Consider the following 21,456-nt stretch of genomic DNA (forward strand, 5'->3'; position numbering starts at 1 on the left):
ATGAATAAATATATTGTAGTACTGTTTTTATTGGTGGGCTTTATGATGCATGCATCTGCCCAGTACGCTTTTTTTCCGAGCAGTGGAACCGTTACTTTTGAAAGGAAATTTCATTTACATAATTTTTTAAAACGCAATTTTTTGAATAAACCAGATCTGGATGGTTGGGACAAGATTAGTGTGGAGCAGGCCATGAAATCTGGTCCTGTAGAGATGATTACGCATCATAGTTTAAAATTCTTTGATGATGAAACCGTTTTTGAGACTGTGCAGGAGGATTATCCGCCGAATTATCGTAATTACTCTTGGTACAGCCCCTTTATTACTGATTCCAAAACCTATATCAATGTTAAAGAGAGCAACTTCCTAAAGTTATTGCCTTTCGGAGATGAAGAATTATTAATGAAAGATTCATTGCCCAATGTGAAGTGGAAGTATACGGATGAATATCGTAATATCGCAGGTTACGATTGTCGCCGGGCAAACGGGATTATTCAAGATTCTATTTATGTGGTGGCATTTTTTGCTGGGCAGATTCCCATTCCAACAGGTCCAGAACTTATTCATGGTTTACCTGGGATGATTTTGGGTGTATCCATTCCGAGCATGAACATTAATATTTTTGCAACAAAGGTTGAATTAACCAATACGCCAGTTTCCAATGTGCTGACCAAGAAAAAGAAAGTGGTTGCGGAGCCCAAGACCGCCATTATCGCAAAACTAAAATCTTCTGTCTACGATTGGATGGACGAAAAGGAATTTAATAAAAAGCTGAAAGCGATATTATTTTAAACAAGAAAGGGAACTCATCGTTCCCTTTCTTGTTTAAATATAGTTCTTTATCTAATGGTACTACCCGGTTTGATTGCCGAGGTTGGATTCACAAAATCCAAGCGGCCATCAGCATCCTCAGCCATTAAGATCATCCCTTGAGAGGTGATTCCTTTGATATCGCGAGGTTCCAGATTTACTAAAATAGATACCTGTTTGCCAATGATTTCTTCCGGAGAGAAGAATTCTGCAATCCCAGATACAACCGTACGTTGGTCAATACCAGTATCAATTTTGATTTTTAATAATTTCTTTGTTTTAGCAACTTTCTCTGCTTCTAAGATCGTACCCACACGAATATCAAGTTTCGTAAAATCTTCGAAAGCAATATTGGCTTTAGCCGGTTCAGTTTTTACATTTGCCGCTGCATTTGCAATTTTTGCCTGCGCCAATTTGTTCAATTGAAATTCAACCTGCTCATCCGTGATTTTTTCGAACAATAGTTGTACTTCACTCAATTGATGACCATCAGTAATTAAATCCGCTTTACCTGCATTTGTCCAATTTGTACTTGGGAAATCAAGCATTTCGAAAAGTTTTGTAGCAGTTTTCGGAAGGAAAGGCTGTGCTAATACCGCTAAGTTTGCGACTATTTGTGTGGCCACATTCAGAACCGTTTTTACACGTTCCTCATCCGTTTTAATCACTTTCCAAGGTTCTTCATCTGCTAAATACTTATTTCCTAAACGAGCAACATTCATAAACTGTGCTAATGCCTCGCGGAAACGATATTGCTGTATAGATCCGGTGATTGCATCAGGGAATTTTGCTAATTCAGCAAAAACATTTTGATCAACTTCATTTAACGGAGAACCACTAACTACTTTGCCATCAAAATATTTGTGAGAAAGTACCATGACACGGTTGACAAAGTTACCAAAGATAGCAACCAGTTCATTGTTAACTCTAGCTTGGAAATCCTTCCATGTAAATTCACTATCAGATGTTTCAGGAAGAATAGAAGTCAATACATAACGTAATTCATCTTGTCTACCCGGAAACTCTTCTAAATATTCATGTAACCAAACAGCATGATTACGAGAGGTCGATAATTTGTCGCCTTCAAGATTTAAGAATTCATTTGCTGGTACGTTATCCGGTAAAATATATTCACCATGTGCATGTAAAATCGCGGGGAAGATGATACAGTGGAATACGATATTATCTTTTCCGATGAAATGGATTAAGCAAGAGTCATCTTCAGGATTTTCTTGTTTTTTCCAATAATCTTCCCAGTTTTTACCATGATCAATAGCCCATTGCTTGGTAGCAGAAATGTAGCCTATCGGAGCATCTAACCAAACATAAAGTTTTTTACCAGCAGCCTCTTGAAGCGGAACATCTACTCCCCAGTCCAAATCGCGGGTCATCGAACGAGGTTGTAAACCCGATTTTAACCAAGATTGGCACTGACCAAAAACATTTGATTTCAAAACGTCTTTTTTACCTTCGATCAACCATTTCTCTAACCAAGGTTGGTATTTATCTAGTGGCAAGTACCAGTGTTTTGTTTTTCTTAATACCGGTGTTTTTCCGCTCAATGTCGATATTGGATTGATTAAGTCTGTTGGACTTAATGAAGTACCACATTTCTCACACTGGTCACCATACGCACCTTCGGACTTACAGTTAGGGCAGGTACCAACAATATAACGATCAGCTAAGAATTGATGAAAATCTTCATCATAGTATTGTTCCGAGAATTTCTCAACGAATTCACCTTTATCGTACAAATTCGTAAAGAATTCTTGAGACAACGCATGGTGGATAGGTTCGGAAGTGCGGTGATAGATATCAAATGCAATACCGAACTCTTCAAAGCTCTCTTTAATTTGTGAATTGTACTTATCAATAATTTGCTGTGGTGTGATACCTTCTTTTTTTGCACGGATGGTAATCGCCGCTCCATGTTCATCAGAACCACAGACATAGACAACGTCTTTATCGTTGAGACGTAAATAGCGCACGAAAATGTCGCCAGGAATATATGCGCCGGCCAAGTGACCAATATGCAAAGGACCATTAGCATAAGGCAATGCAGATGTAATGGTGTAACGTTTTTTGGATAAATTACTCAATGCTATACAGTAAATTAGTAGTTAGCGAAATAAAAAAACACTATAAATGTTTGTTTCTTTGACAAAGATAATTCAATTTGCGGTATTAAAATAAAGATTATGACGAAAATACCTGAATTTCTTAAAGCAGGCGATAAAGTCGCAATTGTCTGTCCTGCAAGTTTTATTCGTGGAAATATAGATGCTGCCTTTAAAATTTTGGAATCATGGGGCCTGGAGGTCCTTTTGGGAAAGACTGTCACAGCCGCTTACCATCAATTTGCGGGCGATGATCATGAAAGAGCTGCCGATTTGCAATGGGCTTTGGACGATGAGTCTATCAAAGCTGTTTTTGCGGCAAGAGGTGGATACGGCTGCGTGAGGATTATTGATCAACTTGATTTCTCACTTTTTCAAAAACAGCCTAAATGGCTTGTTGGATTTAGTGATATTACTGTTTTACATAGTCATATTCAACAGCAATTTGCCATTCCTACCATACATGGGCAAATGCCAAAATCTTTTGAAGCAGGTACCAAAGCATCTTTAGATACCTTGAAGGCCGCTCTCTTCGGGCAGTCGGTAGATTACAGCTATGAGCAGAAAGAATTTCCAAATAGAGTAGGAGAAGCAACAGGAATACTTGTTGGAGGAAATTTAGCTATTCTACTATCCGTACTGGCATCTGAGTCAGATGTCAATTACGATGGTAAAATCTTGTTTATCGAAGATGTCGGAGAGACTTTCTACAGTGTCGACCGTATGTTATGGGCATTGAAGCGGGCCGGGAAATTTAAAAAATTGAAAGGCCTGATTGTCGGCGGTTTTTCCGGAATGAAAGATGCTGATCCTTCATTTGGACAGTCTGTCTCTGAAATTGTGATGGACAAAGTAAGGGATGCAGATTTTCCAGTAGCATTCGCTTATCCTGCCGGCCATATTGATGATAATCATGCATTAATTTTTGGGAAGAAGGTGAAATTAAAGACCACAAAAAATAAGGTTTCATTAACATATATCGATTAAATATTATGGCACTATTTCAAAATTTAGGAAAATATAAAGATTTCGGTTTATTGATCATGCGTGTTGGTTTAGGCGTGATGATGATTGTGCATGGTTTCCCTAAAATGATGGGCGGAGTAGAGGCATGGGCTAAGCTTGGGGGGTCTATGGGAGTATTAGGCATTCATTTCTTACCCATTTTTTGGGGATTTATGGCAGCCGTTACCGAAGGAGTAGGAGGTTTGTTTTTATTGATCGGCCTTTGGACTAGACCTACTTTACTTTTTTTAGCGTTCACGATGATTGTTGCGGCTCTTGTTCATTTCGGAAAAGGAGATGGCATTAAAGGAGCCTCTCATGCCATTGAATTATGCTGTGTTTTTATTGGTCTATTATTTATCGGTCCGGGAAAGTATTCTGTTGATAAGAAATAAGACAGTTGAACTTATTGTAACAAGAGAAGAGGCTTAACACATCATGCGTTAAGCCTCTTCTTTTGTTCTGTGAACGTTCTATTTTAGTATGTCGAAACAATCCCCAAGTCTCCGATCGGAGTGATTACTCTAAACTTGTAGGTTGACTTGCTATTAAACGGAATAGCTCCTTTATATTCTTTTGATTTTAAAGTAGGTTCCGTGTTATCTTCACTGTAGTAAATTTTAAAACCAGGGTAGTCGGTGTTGGCTGTTAACTTTCCATCGATCAATTTTACTCCGACAGCAGGTACACGATAATGATACCCTTTATTTAATTTATCTAATTTCTTCAATTCATCATTACCTAACTTCTGCATAAATCCAGCATAGCTTTTTTGGTAAGTCTGATGATCAAAATTTTCGCCATTTTCCCAGCTTTGTTCCGGAGCCCATCCACGATCGGCAACTGCCAATAAGCGTGGAAAAATCATTTCTTCAAGACGCGTATCGTTATTTATTTTTTCAGACCAAAGTCCAGCTTTAACACCCAAGAAGTTTGCTTTGCCTTTTTCCGTTAAATGCACCTTATTTTTTGCGAAATCTTTCGGTAACTCGTTTCCTGAATTGTCTTTGAACAGGTTAATAAAATAGTTTTCCGGAGCAAACGAGTATGTTTTGTTAATATCAACCAATCCTACCCAGCTATGTCCCGGCTCAGCAAAGTTATGGTCCCAGGTCATGTCCAGATAGTTGTTATAAGCAGAAGTAAAGACAACTTTGTAACCTGCATTCGCTAGGCGGTACGCTAAATCTTCCTGTCCACCACCGATCAGGTTATTCCAGACGTTTAAGTTGATGTTATGATCGGCCAGTGCTGGATTTACATCCATTCCCTTTCCGAAATTTTTCATCCCCATTTCTTCCCAACCTGACATGATCAATCCTTTAGAGTGGCATAATTCATTAATACGGTTAATGTAATATGGCCACACATCATGCACGGATGTGATGTTATTTTCTTTCATGAAAGCTTCGATCTTTGGAGATTTTTCCCAGACGCCAGCAGGGGTTTCATCCCCGCCTAGATCGATGATCTTTAAAGGTACGCCGGCTTGTTCATGCATTTTTTTCACTTCATCGATTACCTTACTTAAGAAATGGTACGAAGAAGGTAAGGCAGGATTTAAAACGTTGTCGTTCCAGTTCTGTGCAGAGTTGTATACCGATAGGTCTTCCGGATCATGTAATAAATATTCTTCCGCACCTTTAAGGTCTCCTGCTTTTTTAAGTTTATTGTAACGCGCTTCCATTGATTTTATAGCAGCACGTGCATGTCCCGGAGTTTCAATTTCTGGAATGACATCAATATGTCTTGCCGCGGCATAACGTAAAATCTCGATATAGTCCTGCGTGCTTAGATATTGTTTTTCTTTTGCTACCGCTCCAGATCCATAGGCCGGTTGTATGGCTTTTCCATCTTTAAAGTTGGCAGAGCGTACACTACCGACCTCAGTCAATTCAGGTAGTCCTGGAATTTCTAAACGCCAGCCCTCATCATCGATGAAGTGGAAGTGAAATTTATTCAGTTTGTACTGCGCCATTGCATCCAAAATACGAAGTACCTCAGCTTTGCTATGGAAATTACGTGCCACATCCAGCATGAGACCACGATACGGGAAACGGGGCTGATCTTTTACCTGAGCATATGGGAAATTCAATGACTTATTCGTCGTGCTCCATGCTGCGGCAGGAATTAAAGATTTTAATGACTGTAAACCGTAGAATGCACCCGTTGCGGTACTTGCTTTAATTTCGATTCCTTTGCTATCAATATTCAATGCATAAGCCTCATCTTCAAAGCCTGCAGTTTTAACGATCTTGATTTGAGCGTCTTTACTCGTGCTTTTCTGTGCCTGTATTCCTGTTTGTTCTTTTAAGAACTGTATGAATAAACCCGCTTCATTATTAAAATCATTATCGCTATTGATTGAAACGGTATTTGTCAATTTAAATGACTTTGTTTTATCAAAGCTTGCTTGCGCCGGTAGCGGAAGAATATCCTGCTGTGAGCCTTTAGAAAGAAGCTCATTGCTCGCAAACTTCTGTTCTAAATAGGCTTTACGCTGTTCTGCCGTAAAGGTATTGCGCTGCGCTTCATAGTTTTTGATGTCCGCATAAGTATCTTTACCATCATAGCTTACGTAAAGCCCGATTGGTCCATCTGTATAATTTATCAGGCCACCGAGTGTTGTAAAATTGATTTCAATGGTATCTTTGGGCTGTAACGTTAGATTGTTTTTTGCAAATTCAATCTGGAATAAATCTCCATTACGATGTGACAATTTAAAACGTGAATCAACAGATTTTGCATCTATTCCACGGATGAAATTAAACCATAGTGACCAATCTTTAAGTGCAATTTGCTGACTGTCTGTGTTTTTAATGATTAATTTAGACGTCGGGTTTTTCTTTAAACTTATTCCTGTTGGAACTTCCCAGCGTACTGAAATCTTATTTTCAATGTTTGCAGGAGTCTGGGCAAAGAGATTTGCTGTCAACAATGCCATTGTAGTAGACAGCCAAATGGACTTTTTATACGGTTGATAACTCATGAATCTATAAGTTGTTTAGTTTGTTGTGTGATCTAAAGATACAATTTTTAGAGAAATAAATAATTTTTCATTTTTATTTTGAAATATTCAATAACCTTTCTATATTTGCACACCGAAACACAAAAAGGCCCGTTCGTCTAGGGGTTAGGACGTTAGATTTTCATTCTAGAAACAGGGGTTCGATTCCCCTACGGGCTACAAAAAAGCGACTTCAAAAGAGTCGCTTTTTTTATGCGCTTTATTTGGCATATGTCCTATTTTATGCCAAAGTATTTTGTGTGATTTCTATAAATTAATACCCTATTTAATTCTATTTTTTTCATCAATTAATCTATCCCCAAAGAAGCAGATGTAGCATCTTTTTATTCTCTATCTGTGGCATCGTTGTCATACTAATCAATTTAAATTTAAGATGCGCGTACGGGGAGTTTGATTATGTAATAAATCACATACATGGAAGTTATATGGGTGAATTATATTATTTTTGGAATTTATGCTATTAATTAGCATAGAAATTAAACTTAATTTAATGATGAATAAAAAAATTATATATGGTTTATTAGGGGCAGTTATTTTAAGCGGAAGTTTAAAATTGGGGTATGCTCAGCAAAAGAATTTTGAAACCGCTACGGTATCAACCCTTCCTTCTATATTTCCCTCACCTGTGTTTATGGAACTTCAAGGCGAGAGCTTTCCTCTTGGACAGACCATTACTTTAGTTGCATTACCAGAGGTTAGTGAGTATACTAAGACCACAGTAGAGAAGATGCTGAACAAGGCAGGAGTGAAGAATGTGAATACAACCCAAAAGATTCCAAAGTCAATTCGAGGTACAGTAGTGGTTCTAGGGGAGAGCAAAAGTGGGGACGGAACAGCACTTCTTAGCAACAACCAGGCAATTTTAGATTCTCATAAAGAAGGTTATGTAATTTCTAGTGGAAAAAAAGATCAAGGTTTTTTAATATCACTAATGGGGCATGATGCGCATGGTCTATTTCATGCCACACAAAGCTTCGCACAGTTAATCACAAGCGCTTTCTTTCCATCACTATTGATTCAAGATTACCCAGCTCAGCCTATCCGCGGTTCGGTGGAAGGGTTCTACGGGAAACCCTGGACTATGCTAGAGCGCGAGCAACATTTATTATTTTTATCCTCTGTTAAAGCCAATACCTACGTATATACGCCAAAAGATGATCCTTACGCTAGAGATAGATGGAGAGAACCTTATCCTGCAGACACATTATCAGAACTTGGTCGTATAGCAAAGATTGCAACCGATAATCATATCAACTTTGTTTATGCAATATCGCCTGGTCCAACAATTTGTTTTTCATGTAAAACAGATTTTGATCTATTAAAAGACAAAGTAAATGCGTTAAGAAGCGTGGGTGTGCGTAGTTTTTATTTGGCGTTAGATGATATTGAGTATCAAAAATGGAACTGTAATCAAGATTCGATCACTTTTGGAAAATCTGGCCCCGAAGCTGCCGCTGTAGCACAATCTTCATTATTAAATAAATTGCAGGACTATATCAAGGGAGTAGATCCTGAGGCGCCAAATTTAATTATGGTTCCCACAGAGTATTATGATGCTAAAGAAACTCCGTATAAAGCCGCATTACGTAAAAATTTAAATCAAGATATCGTTGTTCAATGGACAGGAACTGATGTCGTTCCACCATCAATTTCTATAAATGATGCAAAAGCCGCTACTAAGGTGTTTGGAAAACCAACATTGCTCTGGGATAATTATCCTGTAAATGACTATGCCGAATCTAAAGGAAGACTTCTTTTAGCACCATATGATAGAAGGGAAGCGGGGTTATCAAAACAGCTTGCCGGCATTTTGTCCAATCCAATGAATCAGGAAGCTGCTAGTAGAGTGGCAATATCGGGAGTGGCTGCTTTTGCTTGGAATGATCAAGATTACGATGCTTCTCGTACTTGGACATTTGCTGCGCGTCAATTAGCTGGAAATAATCCAAAAACCACTCAGGCATTATTGCTGTTTTTCGATACCCAGCACTTAGCCCCAACATTTGGAACACACCCTTGGCAAGTGCAAGCACCAGCATTAAAGTTAATTTTAGATAAGTTTAGAGATGCTCTTTCTTATGGTAATAAAGATGACCGTGCGCAGGCTATTAAAAATCTACTAAATCATGCTCATGAATTTAGAAATACTCCAAATATTATTCGCTCAGGAACAATTGATAAGGGTTTTGTCCGTGAAGCTGGACCGTGGTTAGATGCGATGGCAATATGGGGAGAGGCTTTAGAATCTGTTGTCCTAGGTTTGCAGGAGGTAGAAATGGGTAAAAGTAATAGTATCGGTTATTTTGATAAAGCTCAAGAACTCGCTAAAAAGGCGGCGGTTATTCCCTCAACACCAGGTGCGACTCGCTTTGAAGGGCCAGTTAAAATAGCAGACGGAGTATTGGATGTATTTATTAAAGATGCACCCAAATTACTTTATATAGCAAAAGGTAGTAAGTAGATCATACTTTATGTTCACTATTTCACGAATGTTCACGTTCCATGAACATGTGTGAAATAGTGAACATTTATTTGTTTTATCTTTCTCATGGGGCATTTACCGGCCATTGGAATAACTCTTAAAAATCTTATCAGAAGTCAATTTGTGGAAAATGAGGCAGTTCTAACAAGTATTCCCTGAATTTGACTAATTTTATACGCAGCGCGTAGCGAATCTTAGCTGGACAAATAATCCGTTTGATTATGCGTATCGATGAACCCAGCGAACGGAACTATTATATCAAGGAGGCCACAGGTGAAGAATAAACTAATGATGACTTGACAACGAGATGTTCAGTAATTAAACTGCGATAATAAAGAGTCTGGTTAAGTGCCAAATAATGAAGAATTGGCGCATTCCAAGTAAGCTAGGAAGTCGTCAGTTTTATGCTTTGTGTGCAACGGAGCATGTCTTCGCGCTATGGCGTAGCGGTTTCGACGATGGAGAAAAGCATTTATACCTAGGTCGATGTGATTTAGAGGGGCGGGGAAATGGCTTGGACACTCGGGGAAATGAGAAACACTGGTGACTGTGTGGCTTCGCAATATGTCTAAGAGTTTTTGAGGTTCATGAAAGCGGGAGGAGGAAGGACTAAGTGATTCACCGAGATGACGGATTAATATGGATACTCGGGAAAATGCATCGGAATGGTGGCTGTATAATTTTGCCACGTGGCGAAATGGTCAAGTGCGTCCGGAGATTCCTTTCGCCATACCGCGAAATTGACCATGGAATTTTTTTATGAAAAGTTTTTTTTCTAAAATCTCATGATATAAATAGTTATTCGGAAGTAGACTTCATCTCAAATATTGACAAATAAAATTTAGATTGCATATCTTTTTTTTGATGATCCTTACCTCGATTTTGGGTTTCAATTGGATTATTCAGAGTGATAGATGAATGCAATGCTCATTTAACTTTTTGATAAGCAAATAGTTGTAAGCTAATTATTCCTATTGAAATAAAAAAGTCCAGATCAACTTCGTCGATCTGGACTTTTTGTTTTGGGATATTGTTTATTCCCAAGTTTTTTCGCCTTTTTTCATTTTTTGAAGCGTTGCTATATAATCCTCTTTTTTATCGTTTGCAGTCAAAAGTGATATCGCTTTCTCTTGTGTTTTGATTGCTTGATCTTTGTCACCTAGACGATAAAGAAGGTTGGCAAAGGTATCTAGATACATCGGTGTATCTTTTTCTTTCTCTAGTGATAATTTGCTCCATTCTGAAGCCGCTTTTAAACAAGCTGGGTCATCACAGTTTTCAAAGATAGACCAAGCCATCTGGTTTAATTCCATTGCTGTGACCGTCGAACCGTATTTGGCAATATACTTATTAAAACTATCTCTCAATCCAGGATAGTTTTTAGTATAAGAGAAATAACGCGGTTGCATTTCCAAACTCGTTTTTTCGGTATTGACTGTAGGGTATTTCTGAGCCAGTTCTTTTTCTATAGCAGCAAAATCTACATCTTCCTTAGCCAGTATTTTGGTATTGACAGCTTCACTGATCAATAGCTTACCTAAGAAATCATTTGCTTTAACCTTCTCGCTGATGGCATCAAACTTGGTTGGGTTATCTTTTATTAAGTTAAATGCTTTCGAATCCTTAATGCTCGCAGAAGAAATCAATAACTCTAAATTGTCTTTTGTAAAGAGCTGATCTGTTGATAGCGAAGATAATACAATGCTCTCAGCCTTTGCCTGTGTTTCTTTATCATAAGCTTCTTTTGCCACTTGGGCCATAGCTTTTGCAATCGTTGTATTTTGTGGATCAGCATTGAATTTTGCCAATAGGGTTTCATACTGGGTATTCGGATCCAATGCCTTTTGAGCTTTAGCAATAAATCCATCCGCATCACCGCCCCCTACAATTCGGTGTACAAGCTTGCCTTTTGAATCAAAGATCAAGAAAGTAGGATATGCTACTACTTTATAATCTTTGGCAAAACGATCTGCTTCCGCGTACCAGGATTTTACTTCTTGATTATCCCCTTCGGTCTTATCCATTTGGATTTTGGCATTGATAAATTTGGCGTTGAAGAAATCACCTACCTTCGCCTGTGGGAAGATTGTGCTTGTCATGTACTTGCAGGGGCCACACCAAGTGGTGAAACAATCGACAAAAATAAATTTGTTTTCCTTGGCTGCCTTTTCTTTAATTTGATTCCAATTGAGACCATGCTCAAATTTAACACCCTTGCTCTGAGCGAATAGTAATGATGGAACCAAGAATAACATTAAAATTAATTTTCTCATAATCAGTTGATATTTATATGTGAATTTACTGAAATAAAAGCTTATCAAAAAATATTACAAAAAATCTTCAGAACCCGTAGAACCGAAACGGCGGATTAATCAATAAGTAAATGCTCGGAATATCATAACCCAATTAATAATGGTCAGTTCCCTGAATTTGACCAATTCTCTACGCAGCGCGTAGCGAATCTTAGCTGGACAAATATCCATTTGATTATGCGTATCGATGACCCCAGCGAACGGGACTATAATAAAGGGGGCCACAGTTGATATACACTCACTATTCTCACCAATCGTTCATCTGAAAAGAATTCCAATTTGATCATTGATTCATATAGAATAATCCCTTAGTACTAATTATGAGTCAATACTTTTTTTTAGTTTCAATAAGCAAAAAAATATTTGATGATTATTAAGATTTATGCTAATATACAATTTGAGTACACCAGTTTTCTAAGTTTAAGATTTATCCCAAAAATGGATGTTTCCAAGGTGCCCGGTAAGGTCTTCTTAATAATTTGGTTGCTTCAGGATCATCAATACATTTTTTTTTAATAGGGTCGTAGACCAATGGTCTGTTCAATAACATGGATAGATTGGCCAGAATACAACTTGCCGTTGAGATATGTCCTTCTTCAATATCAGCAATAGGGAGATGGTCATTTTCAATCGCAGATAAAAGATTCAGCATATGTTGACGGGTAGCAGGAGCGGTGTGCAGTTCGATTCTGGGTTCATTGAGATCTGCTGGAAATTTTTCTTTCTCATAAACCACATCCATAGCAATGCGCTCTCCTTTACCAACCGGAATAAACTCATATTTCATGACACTGCCTTTTAAAGTACCTTTTTCTCCATAGATAACAAATGCCCAAGGGTATTCTGGATCTGCAGGAGTTCCCCAGGACCGCATCTGCCAAACGCAATTTAAGTCAGGATATTCAAATATAGCAGTCTGTGTATCCGCAATATTGGATTTTCCGCCTTTTTGCACAAATATCCCGCCTGTTGAAGTAATCTTTTCCGGCCATTTAAGTCCTAAAAGCCAACGAACAGTGTCGAACATATGCATACCCATATCGCCGGTAATACCATTACCATACTCCATGAAAGTGCGCCACCAGCCACCATGTGGTAAACCATCATAAGGACGCAATGGAGCCGGGCCTGTCCACATTTCATAATCCAGAAAGTCAGGAACAGGTTCTACTGCAGGATTTCCATTTTTACGCATATGATAATAACAGCATATCTCGACATGTGATATTTTACCAAGCAGTCCTTGATCTATGATTCTGTTTTTAGCATCTATAAGGTGGGCTGTACTTCTTCTCTGTGTACCTACCTGTACTTTTTTATTGTGTTTTCTTGCTGTGCTCAGTATAGCTTCGCCTTCCAGAACATCAATGCTAATGGGTTTTTGGAGATAAAGATGTGCCCCTGAACGTATGGTGTCGATTGCTTGTTGCGCATGCCAGTGATCGGGAGTTCCGATGAGTACCAGATCCAGTTTATGTGCGTCGAGCATTGCTCTGTAATCATTGTAAAGTTTTGGTACTTTTCTGGATATTTGGCGTTCACTGATCAATTTTCCAGCTTCTTCCAGATGTTTGCTGTCCACATCACAGATTGCTACAACATCAATATCGCGTACCTGCATGAGTCTAAATAGATCGCTTTTCCCGTACCAACCTGCTCCAATCAATCCGACCCGCATATTTTTAAGTGTACTTTCAGAGGAAACCCCTTTTGCTTGTAGAGCAGATAAAGTTAAAACAGCAGTAGCACCTTGAATAAATTTTCTACGGTTCAGGTTGAAATTAGGCATAATTTGTTGGTTTATGGTTTATTAAGAGAAAACAAAGAACTGGTCAAAATGTTTATTTTATTATTAATTTGCAATAAATTACAACATTCTCCGATCCCTAATCCGTCCATTATATGTCCGTGTAAAACCAAATATAATCTTAGTCTATATTTTAATAGATCAGTCTCTTTGTTCCCTGTGTAACATGATAAGAAGGTATAAAATTGATTACGTTTTTTAACGATCAAGAGTATATTAATAAAAAAGGTTGAACGGGATAGAAATCACCTGTTCAACCTTTTGTTCAATCACTTTTTTACAAATAGATCCTTTAAGGCGATAGTATCGTCAATCCGGATTCAAATTATCTAGTGAGATGCACTTTTTGAAGGTATTAAAATATTAACACCAGCCTGTACAGCCATACCTCCGAATCGGCTTTCTGTTGCAAAGTTTTGGGTTATACGTGCCATTGCTCCAATTTTTTTAGGTACAATCCAGTAGGAAACAAAGCCACCAACTCCTGCTGTCTGATCTGATAAGAAACTACCTTCAGTTCCTTTATCATCGGAAACCTGTTTGGTGTAGTGGCCGAATACACCAACTTCATCGCCACGGCTGTTGAGCAGATAAGAACCTCCGAGATCGACAGTAAGATGGCTTCCCTCTTTGAAGTCAGTATCTTTTTGCCATTGATTGATCTCGAATGTTGGCGCAATACTCAGATTGATTTTGGGTTGCGGTTTGTATTGTAAAGCCCCTCGAATATTGTGAGACCAGTAACCATGACCGCCGTTGTCTAAACTATTGTGTTCATATTTTCCGGTGGGAGCCCACACGCCGTAATTTAACGCATATTTGAATTTTCCATCTTTCCATGAGAGCCAGATCGGCTGGATATACATATCACCAAAACCAAGACTTTTATTGGTGAAGTTATAACGGCCAGCGCCTGTCTGTTGCGAATAATAATCTAAAGCAATGCTTGCCGTGGGGCTATTAAGGGTTGGAATGATCATCATACCCCAGTCTGCATTTAAGATTTTACCTTTGCCGCCATAAATAGCCATTAAGATAAATGAATGGGTCTTGACATTTTGCTCGATATTAAGAGTCGTCGGATTGTTCGGTGTCGGATTGATCAGCTGATCCGATTTATTCCCCTGCTTATTATAATAGTTCATATTGGCATAGCCATACCATACCGGAATGATAAAGCCCGCATGTGGGGCAAAATAATCATTTGGATTAAAGGATGAACCATTGTAATGTCCTTGAGCAAAGCTACTGGTACTCACAAATAGCAACAGTAATAAATTGATTATTCTTTTCATTGGTATAAGTTTTCTTAATATGCGTAGCTATCGTTTAAATACTGTCTTACCTTCCTTGATTGTTTCTAAGACCTGAACAGAGCGTAATTCTTTCGGATCAATGGTCAAAGGATCTTTATTTAAAATAACAAGATCTGCAAGTTTTCCTGCTTTTAATGAACCCTTTATATCCTCTTCTTGGTATTGATAAGCGGCATTGATGGTGATCGCTTTTAGCGCATCGATAACCGGAATACGTTGATCTGCACCCAGGACCATACCCGAGCGTGTTATTCTATTGACAGCAGAATATACACCTGTTATCAGATCCGGTGGCGTTACAGGAGCATCATGGTGTATGGTAAATGTGATACCAGCATTTTTTGCAGCGTTTGCAGGACTTATAAAAGCAGCTCTTTCAGGCCCGAAGACACTGCTGTAGTGCCAATCACCCCATAAGTAAACATGTCCAGAGAAGTATGAAGGTATGACACCCACTTCTTTAATTTTGGCAATATGGTCTGGTCTGCTATTTTGCACATGAATGAGTGTGGCACGAATTTCTGGTTTATAAATACCTTCTTCTTTTAATTTTCCTATTACACGCAGTGCCTGATCAATAGCGGCATCGCCGTTCACATGTAGCTGAGCGGTGATGTTTTTTGAGAAAATCGTTTTTAAATCTTCATAAAGAACTTCATCCGTAAAAATTGGGAAGCCTTTATAATCTTTGTTTTGTCCTTCAGGAGGAACTAAGTAGGGTTGTGTCAACCAAGCTGTTTTACCTTGTGGAGAGCCGTCATCCGAAAATTTGAAACCTCCAAATTTGAGGTTATTTTCATATTTCATGTAATGTGGTAAAAATGATTCCCACTCCTTTTTGTTGGCTTCAAAATCAGGAAAATAAACGATATCTGCCTTTATTAGCTTCTTGGCCGCCGCTTCTCGAAGTAAGGTAAGTCCTACACCCATAGTTCGACCATCACATATCGTGGTTTGTCCGTAACTAAACCATTCATCCTGCGCCGCTAAAAAATCTTTAAGGGACTGTGATAAACCATCTGTTTCGGTCGGTTTTGGTAAAAGTGAGGTTAACTTTATTAGTGCCGTGAAACTGGCATTTTCTTCCAATTTCCCATTTAGACGATGGGTTTTTGGATCGCGTCCGTAATGTCCTCCCTGCGGATCTTTAGCATCTTCAGGAATCTGTAGTAACTTGAACATAGCCGTATTGATAACGCTGGCATGACCTGAAGTGTGAATCACGATTATGGGATTTGTTGTACTTACAGCATCCAGTTCAGCACGTGTCGGATGTCTATGCTCACTAATAATCGCGTCGTCATATCCATTCCCCATCACTGGAGTAGTTGGATCCAGCTGATGTTTTTTGATATAATCCTTTAGTGTGGTCTGCAGTTCTGCAATACTGTTTACTGTACCGTAAGGAGTTGGAGAAAGGTCAACAGCCTGAGACATGCCTGCTCGCGAAGTAACATGGCTATGTGCATCAATAAATCCGGGCATTAACGTTTTGTTTTCTAAATCTACTTCAGCGGTTTTAGAACCAGCATAATTCATGGCTTTTTTCTTCGTACCTGCAAAAAGAATTTTCCCATCCTTAATAGCAAGCGCTTCCACTTGAGGATTACCGTCTTCCATGGTTAAGATGGGACCTCCGTAATAGAGGATGTCCGCATCATTCTTAGTGCTTTTACAACCTGTAATGATCAAAGCAAAAAAGATGATGTTTATATTGTATTTCTTCCACATAGCGTTAGTATTAGTAAATTAACTTTTTCTAAACCTTTATTGAATTTAATCAATAGTTTCTACTATAAACTGTTTTTTGCTTTTAAAGTTTTAAAAATTATGGCTGAAGCACAATAAAACAGCGTCGTAGTTGGAGAAGACAAGTGGCTCTTAATTTCATGATAAAAAACTATAAAGCAAAAGGGCCTACAGATTAACTGTAAGCCCTTCAATGTCTGCTTTTTTACCTTAAGTATTCTTCTTATTTCCACCCCCCGCCAAGGTCACGGTAGGTATTTGCGACAGTATTCAACTGATCTTTTTTTGTTTTAATCAGCTCTAACTTTGCTTCTAATGCATCTCTCTGGGTCATCAGTACTTCGAAATAATCAACCCGGGCAGATTTAAACAAATCATTAGAGATATCGTTTGATTTTGTTAAAGCGTCTACCTGCTGTGATTTAAGATCATAGCTTTTTTGCAGATTGCTGATCTTGGAAAGATGGTTTGAAACCTCGGCATAAGCACTTAATATCGTCTGCTGATAGTTGTACATTGCTTGTAGCTGCAGTGCACTAGCCTTGCTAAATTCAGCTTTAATACCATTTTTATTGATCAAAGGCATAGCAAGTTCTCCAGCAAGCGAATATAACATAGACTCCGGCATTTTTACAAAATAGGAGGGTTTGAAGGCCTCTAAACCTAAAGTTGCAGAAATGTTAAAAGAGGGATAGAATTCTGCACGGGCAACTTTAACATCCAATTTTGCAGCCGCTAGATCCAATTCTGCTTTTCTGATATCTGCTCTATTGGCTAATAACTGGGAAGGAATACCACTATGAACCGCGGGTGATATCATCGTTAGAAAGCTGTTCTTATCCCGTGGGATCTTTTGCGCAAAGCGTCCCAATAAAAGATTAACCCTATTTTCAGTTTCCTGAATATCCTGCTTGATCTCGTACGCTAAGCTTTGCGAATTGAGCATTTCAGCTTTGAATTTCTGAACCGCAAGTTCGGTTGATCTTGCGGCCTCTTTTTGTGCTTGGATAACCTCTAATGCACTCTTTTGGAGCTTGATAGTTTCTTGTACGACGTCGAGTTGGTTATCTAAAGCAAGTAACTCGTAATAGCTGTTGGCCACTTCAGCAACTAAATTTGTCAAAACAAAGTTTTTCCCTTCCATCGTGGAGAGATAGCGGGCTATTGCGGCCTTTTTTTGATCATGCAATTTACCCCAGATGTCTATTTCCCAGTTTCCGGTAAGAGCAGCTTCATAATTCATGAGCGGATCAGGGAATTTCTTTCCGGGTGCGATATCAGTACTCGCATCCCCTGCACCCTGACTTGTATAGCGTCCAACTTTTTCGACACCGCTTCCGATTCTCGCTTCAACAGTAGGAAGTAATTGTCCCTGTTTAAACCGAACTTCGCTCTTCGCAATTTCTATCTCTTGCAAAGTGATCATAAGCTCCTGATTGTTTTTCAAAGCTGTATCAATCAGACTGCTCAGGTAATGATCTGAAAAGAAGTCACGCCATGGCGTAACAATCATGTTTGAACTGTCTTGAGATGAAGCTGTCGAGTCATTAAACGCTACAGGAAGTACCTTGTTCTCTTTTACAATTGGAATAGCGGGTACTTTACAGCTTGCGACTATAAAGCACAAAACGGCTATTCCGATCCACTTTCTTATCTTAATATTATACATTGTGATCGATTTCTTCTGATAATGGATTCTCGTCTTCGTAAGACGTTAATTTACTTTTCGACGCAATTTTTCCGAAAATATAGTATAGTCCAGGTATGATGAGTAGACCAAATACGGTTCCTATGAGCATACCGCCGGCGGCAGCACTTCCTATGGTTTTATTTCCAATAGCTCCAGGTCCTGTAGCAAATACCAGCGGAATAAGACCCGCAATAAATGCAAAGGATGTCATCAAGATCGGACGGAATCGCACCCCAGCTCCCTCGATTGCCGCAGCAAGAACCGAACTGCCGGCATTGTGCTTTTGTACCGCAAATTCAATGATCAGTACCGCATTCTTACCGAGCAAACCAATGAGCATAACCATGGCTACCTGCGCATAAATGTTGTTTTCAAGACCTAATACTTTCAGTAAGAAGTATGCGCCAAAAATACCTGCAGGTAAAGAAAGTACAACTGCAAGTGGTAAGACAAAGCTTTCGTACTGCGCTGCTAAGATCATGTAAACGAAAGTCAGACAGATCAGAAAGATATAGACCGCTTCGTTTCCGCGGGAAACTTCATCTTTTGAAATTCCTGCCCATTCGATACCGTATCCTCTTGGAAGGGATGCTTTGGCTACTTCAGTAACAGCCTTAATCGCCTCACCACTGCTATATCCAGGGGCCGCAGAACCGCTGATCTCTGAAGAGTTGTACATGTTGTGTCTTGTAATTTCGGAAAGACCATATACTTTTTCCAATGTCATAAATGCCGCATATGGAACCATCTCATCCCGATTATTTTTCACATACAGTTTCAGGATATCATCCGGCTGTGCGCGATATTGCGGCAATGCCTGTACCATGACCTTATACTGCCGATCATATTTGATAAAACTGGTTTCGTAATTACTTCCTACCAATGTGGATAGTGTACTCATCGCATTGTCGATCGTAACTCCTTTTTGTTCGGCTTTTTCGTTGTCGATATGCAACATAAACTGAGGGAAACTAGCGCTGTAAAAGGTAAAGACAGATGCCAGTTCGGGGCGTTTACTCAATTCTTTTACAAGATCTTTACTTACGGTTTCCATTTTTTTGAAGTCACCAGAACCTGCTTTATCCAAAAGGCGCAATTCAAATCCACCTGCGGCACCGTATCCGGGTACTGCCGGAGGTCCAAAAAATTCAATCGTAGCTCCGGTAATATCTTTTGACTTTTCTTCGAGTTCGTGCATCACGTCCTGAACAGAGTTTTTACGGTCTTCCCAACTCTTTAAGTTGATCAGACAGGTTCCAGTATTAGCTCCGGTACCTTCAGTTAGAATTTCATAACCCGCCAGAGAAGAAATCGATTTTACACCTTCAATCCCCATACCTATTGCCTGAAGTTTTTCGGCAATTTGATTGGTACGTTCTAGAGTAGACCCCGGAGGAGTTTGAATAATGGCATAAAACATGCCTTGATCTTCATTTGGAATGAAGCCAGAAGGTAGGCTATTGTTTAAAAAGAAGATCGCAGAACAAAATGCTGCCAAGAGTACGAATGTGACCAGTCTTTTATTAACGATCTTACGAAGTAGATCTTGGTAACGATTAGCTCCTTTTGTGAAAAGATTATTGAAGCTTGTCAAGAACCTATTTAATGGCGTTTTTTTCTTTGGATGTCCATGTTCATTTTTTAGGATCATGGCGCAAAGCGCAGGTGTAAGTGTTAGCGCAACCACACCAGATAAAATAATGGCTGTGGCCATGGTAATGGAGAACTGCTTGTAAAAGATACCAACAGGTCCTGACATGAATGCTACTGGAATAAATACTGCCGCCATAACCAGTGTGATGGCTACGATAGCCCCGCTTATCTCATGCATCGCTTCTTCCGTCGCTTTGAGAGGTGACAGATTTTTTTCCTCCATCTTGGCGTGTACAGCCTCAATGACGACAATGGCATCATCGACCACAACCCCAATAGCCATGACCAGTGCAAATAGGGTAATGAGATTGAGGGTAATTCCAAACATGGACATAAAGGCAAATGTGCCGATCAAAGAAACTGGAACTGCCATGGCAGGAATAAGAGTAGACCTCCAATCTCCTAAAAAGAGAAATACCACAATACCAACGAGGACGAAGGCCTCAAGAAGGGTATGGATGACCTTTTCTATTGATGCATCAAGAAATTTGGAAACATCATAACTGATCTCGTAATCCATGCCTTTTGGAAAGCTCGTTTCTTTGATTTCTGCTAATTTGCTTTTTATGTTTTTAATAACATCACTCGCATTACTTCCATAAGACTGTTTAATAACAATAGCTGCGGAAGGTCTACCATTTAGCGTAGAATAGATATCATACATCGAGCTTCCAAATTCGACATCAGCAACATCTTTTACACGCAGTACTTCACCGCTAGGATTTGATTTCAGAATGATGTTTTCATAACCCTCTTTGGTATTGAATCGACCTGGATATTTGAGTACATATTCAAATGCTTGTGATCTCTTTCCAGAGCTTTCGCCCGTTTTACCAGGAGAAGCTTCTAAACTTTGTTCATCAAGTGCTTTTAGTACTTCATCAGCAGATATTTTGTAAGCCAGCATACGATCTGGTTTTAACCAGATACGCATGGCATATTCTCTGTTACCTAAAATGTCGGCAACTCCAACACCATCAATCCGTTTCAGCTCTGATAGGATATTGATATCACCGTAGTTGAAGAGGAAGTTTTGATCGGCTTTGGGGTCCTTACTGAATAAATTGACGTAGACGAGCATGTTAGACTCTTCACGGGTTATTTTTACACCTTCTCGAACGACTAAAGGCGGTAATTTATTGATAACAGAGGAAACCCTATTTTGTACATTGACCGCAGCGAGATTGGGATCTGTTCCCAGGTTGAAAATAACCTGAATAGAAGCCTCTCCGTCATTACCTGCATCTGAGGTAATGTATTTCATGCCGGGTACACCATTGATCGCACGCTCTAGGGGGATCAATACCGATTTTACCATCAGCTCGCCATTTGCTCCGGGATACTCCGCCGTTATGTTTACTTTAGGTGGAGAGATGGACGGAAATTGCGTGATGGGCAGTTTGAGCATTGACAATATTCCAAGAAACACAATAATCAAGGAAATGACGATGGACAGAACTGGTCTATGAATGAATTTATTAAACATC

General features: G+C 39.2%; 13 protein-coding genes and 1 tRNA gene. 6 read left to right on the forward strand and 8 right to left on the reverse strand.

What is annotated here, in order from left to right:
• A complete protein-coding gene (locus EDF66_RS14195) occupies positions 1-792 on the forward strand; it encodes a GLPGLI family protein (RefSeq protein WP_132843441.1) in 792 nt (263 codons plus the stop codon).
• A gap of 47 nt (positions 793-839) precedes the next feature.
• Here the strand turns inward: EDF66_RS14195 and metG are convergent, their stop codons facing one another.
• Positions 840-2,909, reverse strand: coding sequence for a methionine--tRNA ligase (metG, locus tag EDF66_RS14200; protein WP_132843442.1), 2,070 nt, complete (start codon positions 2,907-2,909; stop codon positions 840-842).
• Between the two features lie 99 nt (positions 2,910-3,008).
• Here metG and EDF66_RS14205 point away from each other — a divergent pair, with 99 nt between their 5' ends.
• The gene (locus EDF66_RS14205) at positions 3,009-3,914 is read left to right on the forward strand and encodes an LD-carboxypeptidase (RefSeq protein ID WP_132843444.1); all 906 of its coding nucleotides are present in this window, start codon (positions 3,009-3,011) and stop codon (positions 3,912-3,914) included.
• Positions 3,915-3,919: 5 nt separating this feature from the next.
• Complete coding sequence (locus EDF66_RS14210) at positions 3,920-4,327, forward strand: DoxX family protein (RefSeq protein WP_132843446.1); 408 nt, start codon at positions 3,920-3,922, stop codon at positions 4,325-4,327.
• Positions 4,328-4,410: 83 nt separating this feature from the next.
• Here the strand turns inward: EDF66_RS14210 and EDF66_RS14215 are convergent, their stop codons facing one another.
• Complete coding sequence (locus EDF66_RS14215; protein WP_132843448.1) at positions 4,411-6,921, reverse strand: family 20 glycosylhydrolase; 2,511 nt, start codon at positions 6,919-6,921, stop codon at positions 4,411-4,413.
• 126 nt (positions 6,922-7,047) lie between these two features.
• Here EDF66_RS14215 and EDF66_RS14220 point away from each other — a divergent pair.
• The 3 genes from EDF66_RS14220 to EDF66_RS14230 all read left to right on the forward strand — a co-directional run bounded on the left by EDF66_RS14220 (position 7,048) and on the right by EDF66_RS14230 (position 9,989).
• Positions 7,048-7,119: transfer RNA gene (locus EDF66_RS14220), tRNA-Glu, on the forward strand.
• 331 nt (positions 7,120-7,450) lie between these two features.
• Positions 7,451-9,421, forward strand: a complete 1,971-nt coding sequence (locus EDF66_RS14225) for a beta-N-acetylhexosaminidase family protein (protein ID WP_132843450.1) — start codon at positions 7,451-7,453, stop codon at positions 9,419-9,421.
• A gap of 379 nt (positions 9,422-9,800) precedes the next feature.
• Positions 9,801-9,989, forward strand: coding sequence for a hypothetical protein (locus EDF66_RS14230; protein ID WP_132843451.1), 189 nt, complete (start codon positions 9,801-9,803; stop codon positions 9,987-9,989).
• Positions 9,990-10,476: 487 nt separating this feature from the next.
• Here the strand turns inward: EDF66_RS14230 and EDF66_RS14235 are convergent, their stop codons facing one another.
• The 6 genes from EDF66_RS14235 to EDF66_RS14260 form a co-directional block, all read right to left on the reverse strand.
• Positions 10,477-11,715, reverse strand: a complete 1,239-nt coding sequence (locus EDF66_RS14235) for a thioredoxin family protein (protein ID WP_243656052.1) — start codon at positions 11,713-11,715, stop codon at positions 10,477-10,479.
• Positions 11,716-12,181: 466 nt separating this feature from the next.
• Positions 12,182-13,543 (reverse strand): Gfo/Idh/MocA family protein, encoded by a 1,362-nt coding sequence (locus EDF66_RS14240; RefSeq protein ID WP_132843453.1) that lies wholly within the window; start codon positions 13,541-13,543, stop codon positions 12,182-12,184.
• 347 nt (positions 13,544-13,890) lie between these two features.
• Entirely contained in the window at positions 13,891-14,856 is a 966-nt protein-coding gene (locus EDF66_RS14245) for a transporter (RefSeq protein WP_132843454.1), read from the reverse strand.
• Positions 14,857-14,883: 27 nt separating this feature from the next.
• A complete protein-coding gene (locus EDF66_RS14250; protein ID WP_132843455.1) occupies positions 14,884-16,608 on the reverse strand; it encodes an amidohydrolase in 1,725 nt (574 codons plus the stop codon).
• 241 nt (positions 16,609-16,849) lie between these two features.
• The gene (locus tag EDF66_RS14255) at positions 16,850-18,295 is read right to left on the reverse strand and encodes a TolC family protein (RefSeq protein ID WP_132843456.1); all 1,446 of its coding nucleotides are present in this window, start codon (positions 18,293-18,295) and stop codon (positions 16,850-16,852) included.
• On the reverse strand, positions 18,288-21,455 hold the full coding sequence (locus EDF66_RS14260; RefSeq protein ID WP_132843457.1) for an efflux RND transporter permease subunit: 3,168 nt from the start codon (positions 21,453-21,455) through the stop codon (positions 18,288-18,290). The genes EDF66_RS14255 and EDF66_RS14260 overlap by 8 nt, the downstream gene beginning before the upstream one ends.
• Position 21,456 lies beyond the last annotated feature (1 nt).

Origin of the sequence: Sphingobacterium sp. JUb20, from assembly GCF_004342035.1 — a bacterium.
In the GTDB taxonomy this organism is placed as follows: domain Bacteria; phylum Bacteroidota; class Bacteroidia; order Sphingobacteriales; family Sphingobacteriaceae; genus Sphingobacterium; species Sphingobacterium anhuiense.

Coding starts and splice junctions, on each gene's coding strand:
- EDF66_RS14195 (WP_132843441.1), top strand. CDS start 1: ATGAATAAATATATTGTAGTACTGTTTTTATTGGTGGGCTTTATGATG.
- EDF66_RS14205 (WP_132843444.1), top strand. CDS start 3,009: ATGACGAAAATACCTGAATTTCTTAAAGCAGGCGATAAAGTCGCAATT.
- EDF66_RS14210 (WP_132843446.1), top strand. CDS start 3,920: ATGGCACTATTTCAAAATTTAGGAAAATATAAAGATTTCGGTTTATTG.
- EDF66_RS14215 (WP_132843448.1), bottom strand. CDS start 6,921: ATGAGTTATCAACCGTATAAAAAGTCCATTTGGCTGTCTACTACAATG.
- EDF66_RS14225 (WP_132843450.1), top strand. CDS start 7,451: ATGATGAATAAAAAAATTATATATGGTTTATTAGGGGCAGTTATTTTA.
- EDF66_RS14230 (WP_132843451.1), top strand. CDS start 9,801: ATGAAGAATTGGCGCATTCCAAGTAAGCTAGGAAGTCGTCAGTTTTAT.
- EDF66_RS14235 (WP_243656052.1), bottom strand. CDS start 11,715: ATGAGAAAATTAATTTTAATGTTATTCTTGGTTCCATCATTACTATTC.
- EDF66_RS14240 (WP_132843453.1), bottom strand. CDS start 13,543: ATGCCTAATTTCAACCTGAACCGTAGAAAATTTATTCAAGGTGCTACT.
- EDF66_RS14245 (WP_132843454.1), bottom strand. CDS start 14,856: ATGAAAAGAATAATCAATTTATTACTGTTGCTATTTGTGAGTACCAGT.
- EDF66_RS14250 (WP_132843455.1), bottom strand. CDS start 16,608: ATGTGGAAGAAATACAATATAAACATCATCTTTTTTGCTTTGATCATT.
- EDF66_RS14255 (WP_132843456.1), bottom strand. CDS start 18,295: ATGTATAATATTAAGATAAGAAAGTGGATCGGAATAGCCGTTTTGTGC.
- EDF66_RS14260 (WP_132843457.1), bottom strand. CDS start 21,455: ATGTTTAATAAATTCATTCATAGACCAGTTCTGTCCATCGTCATTTCC.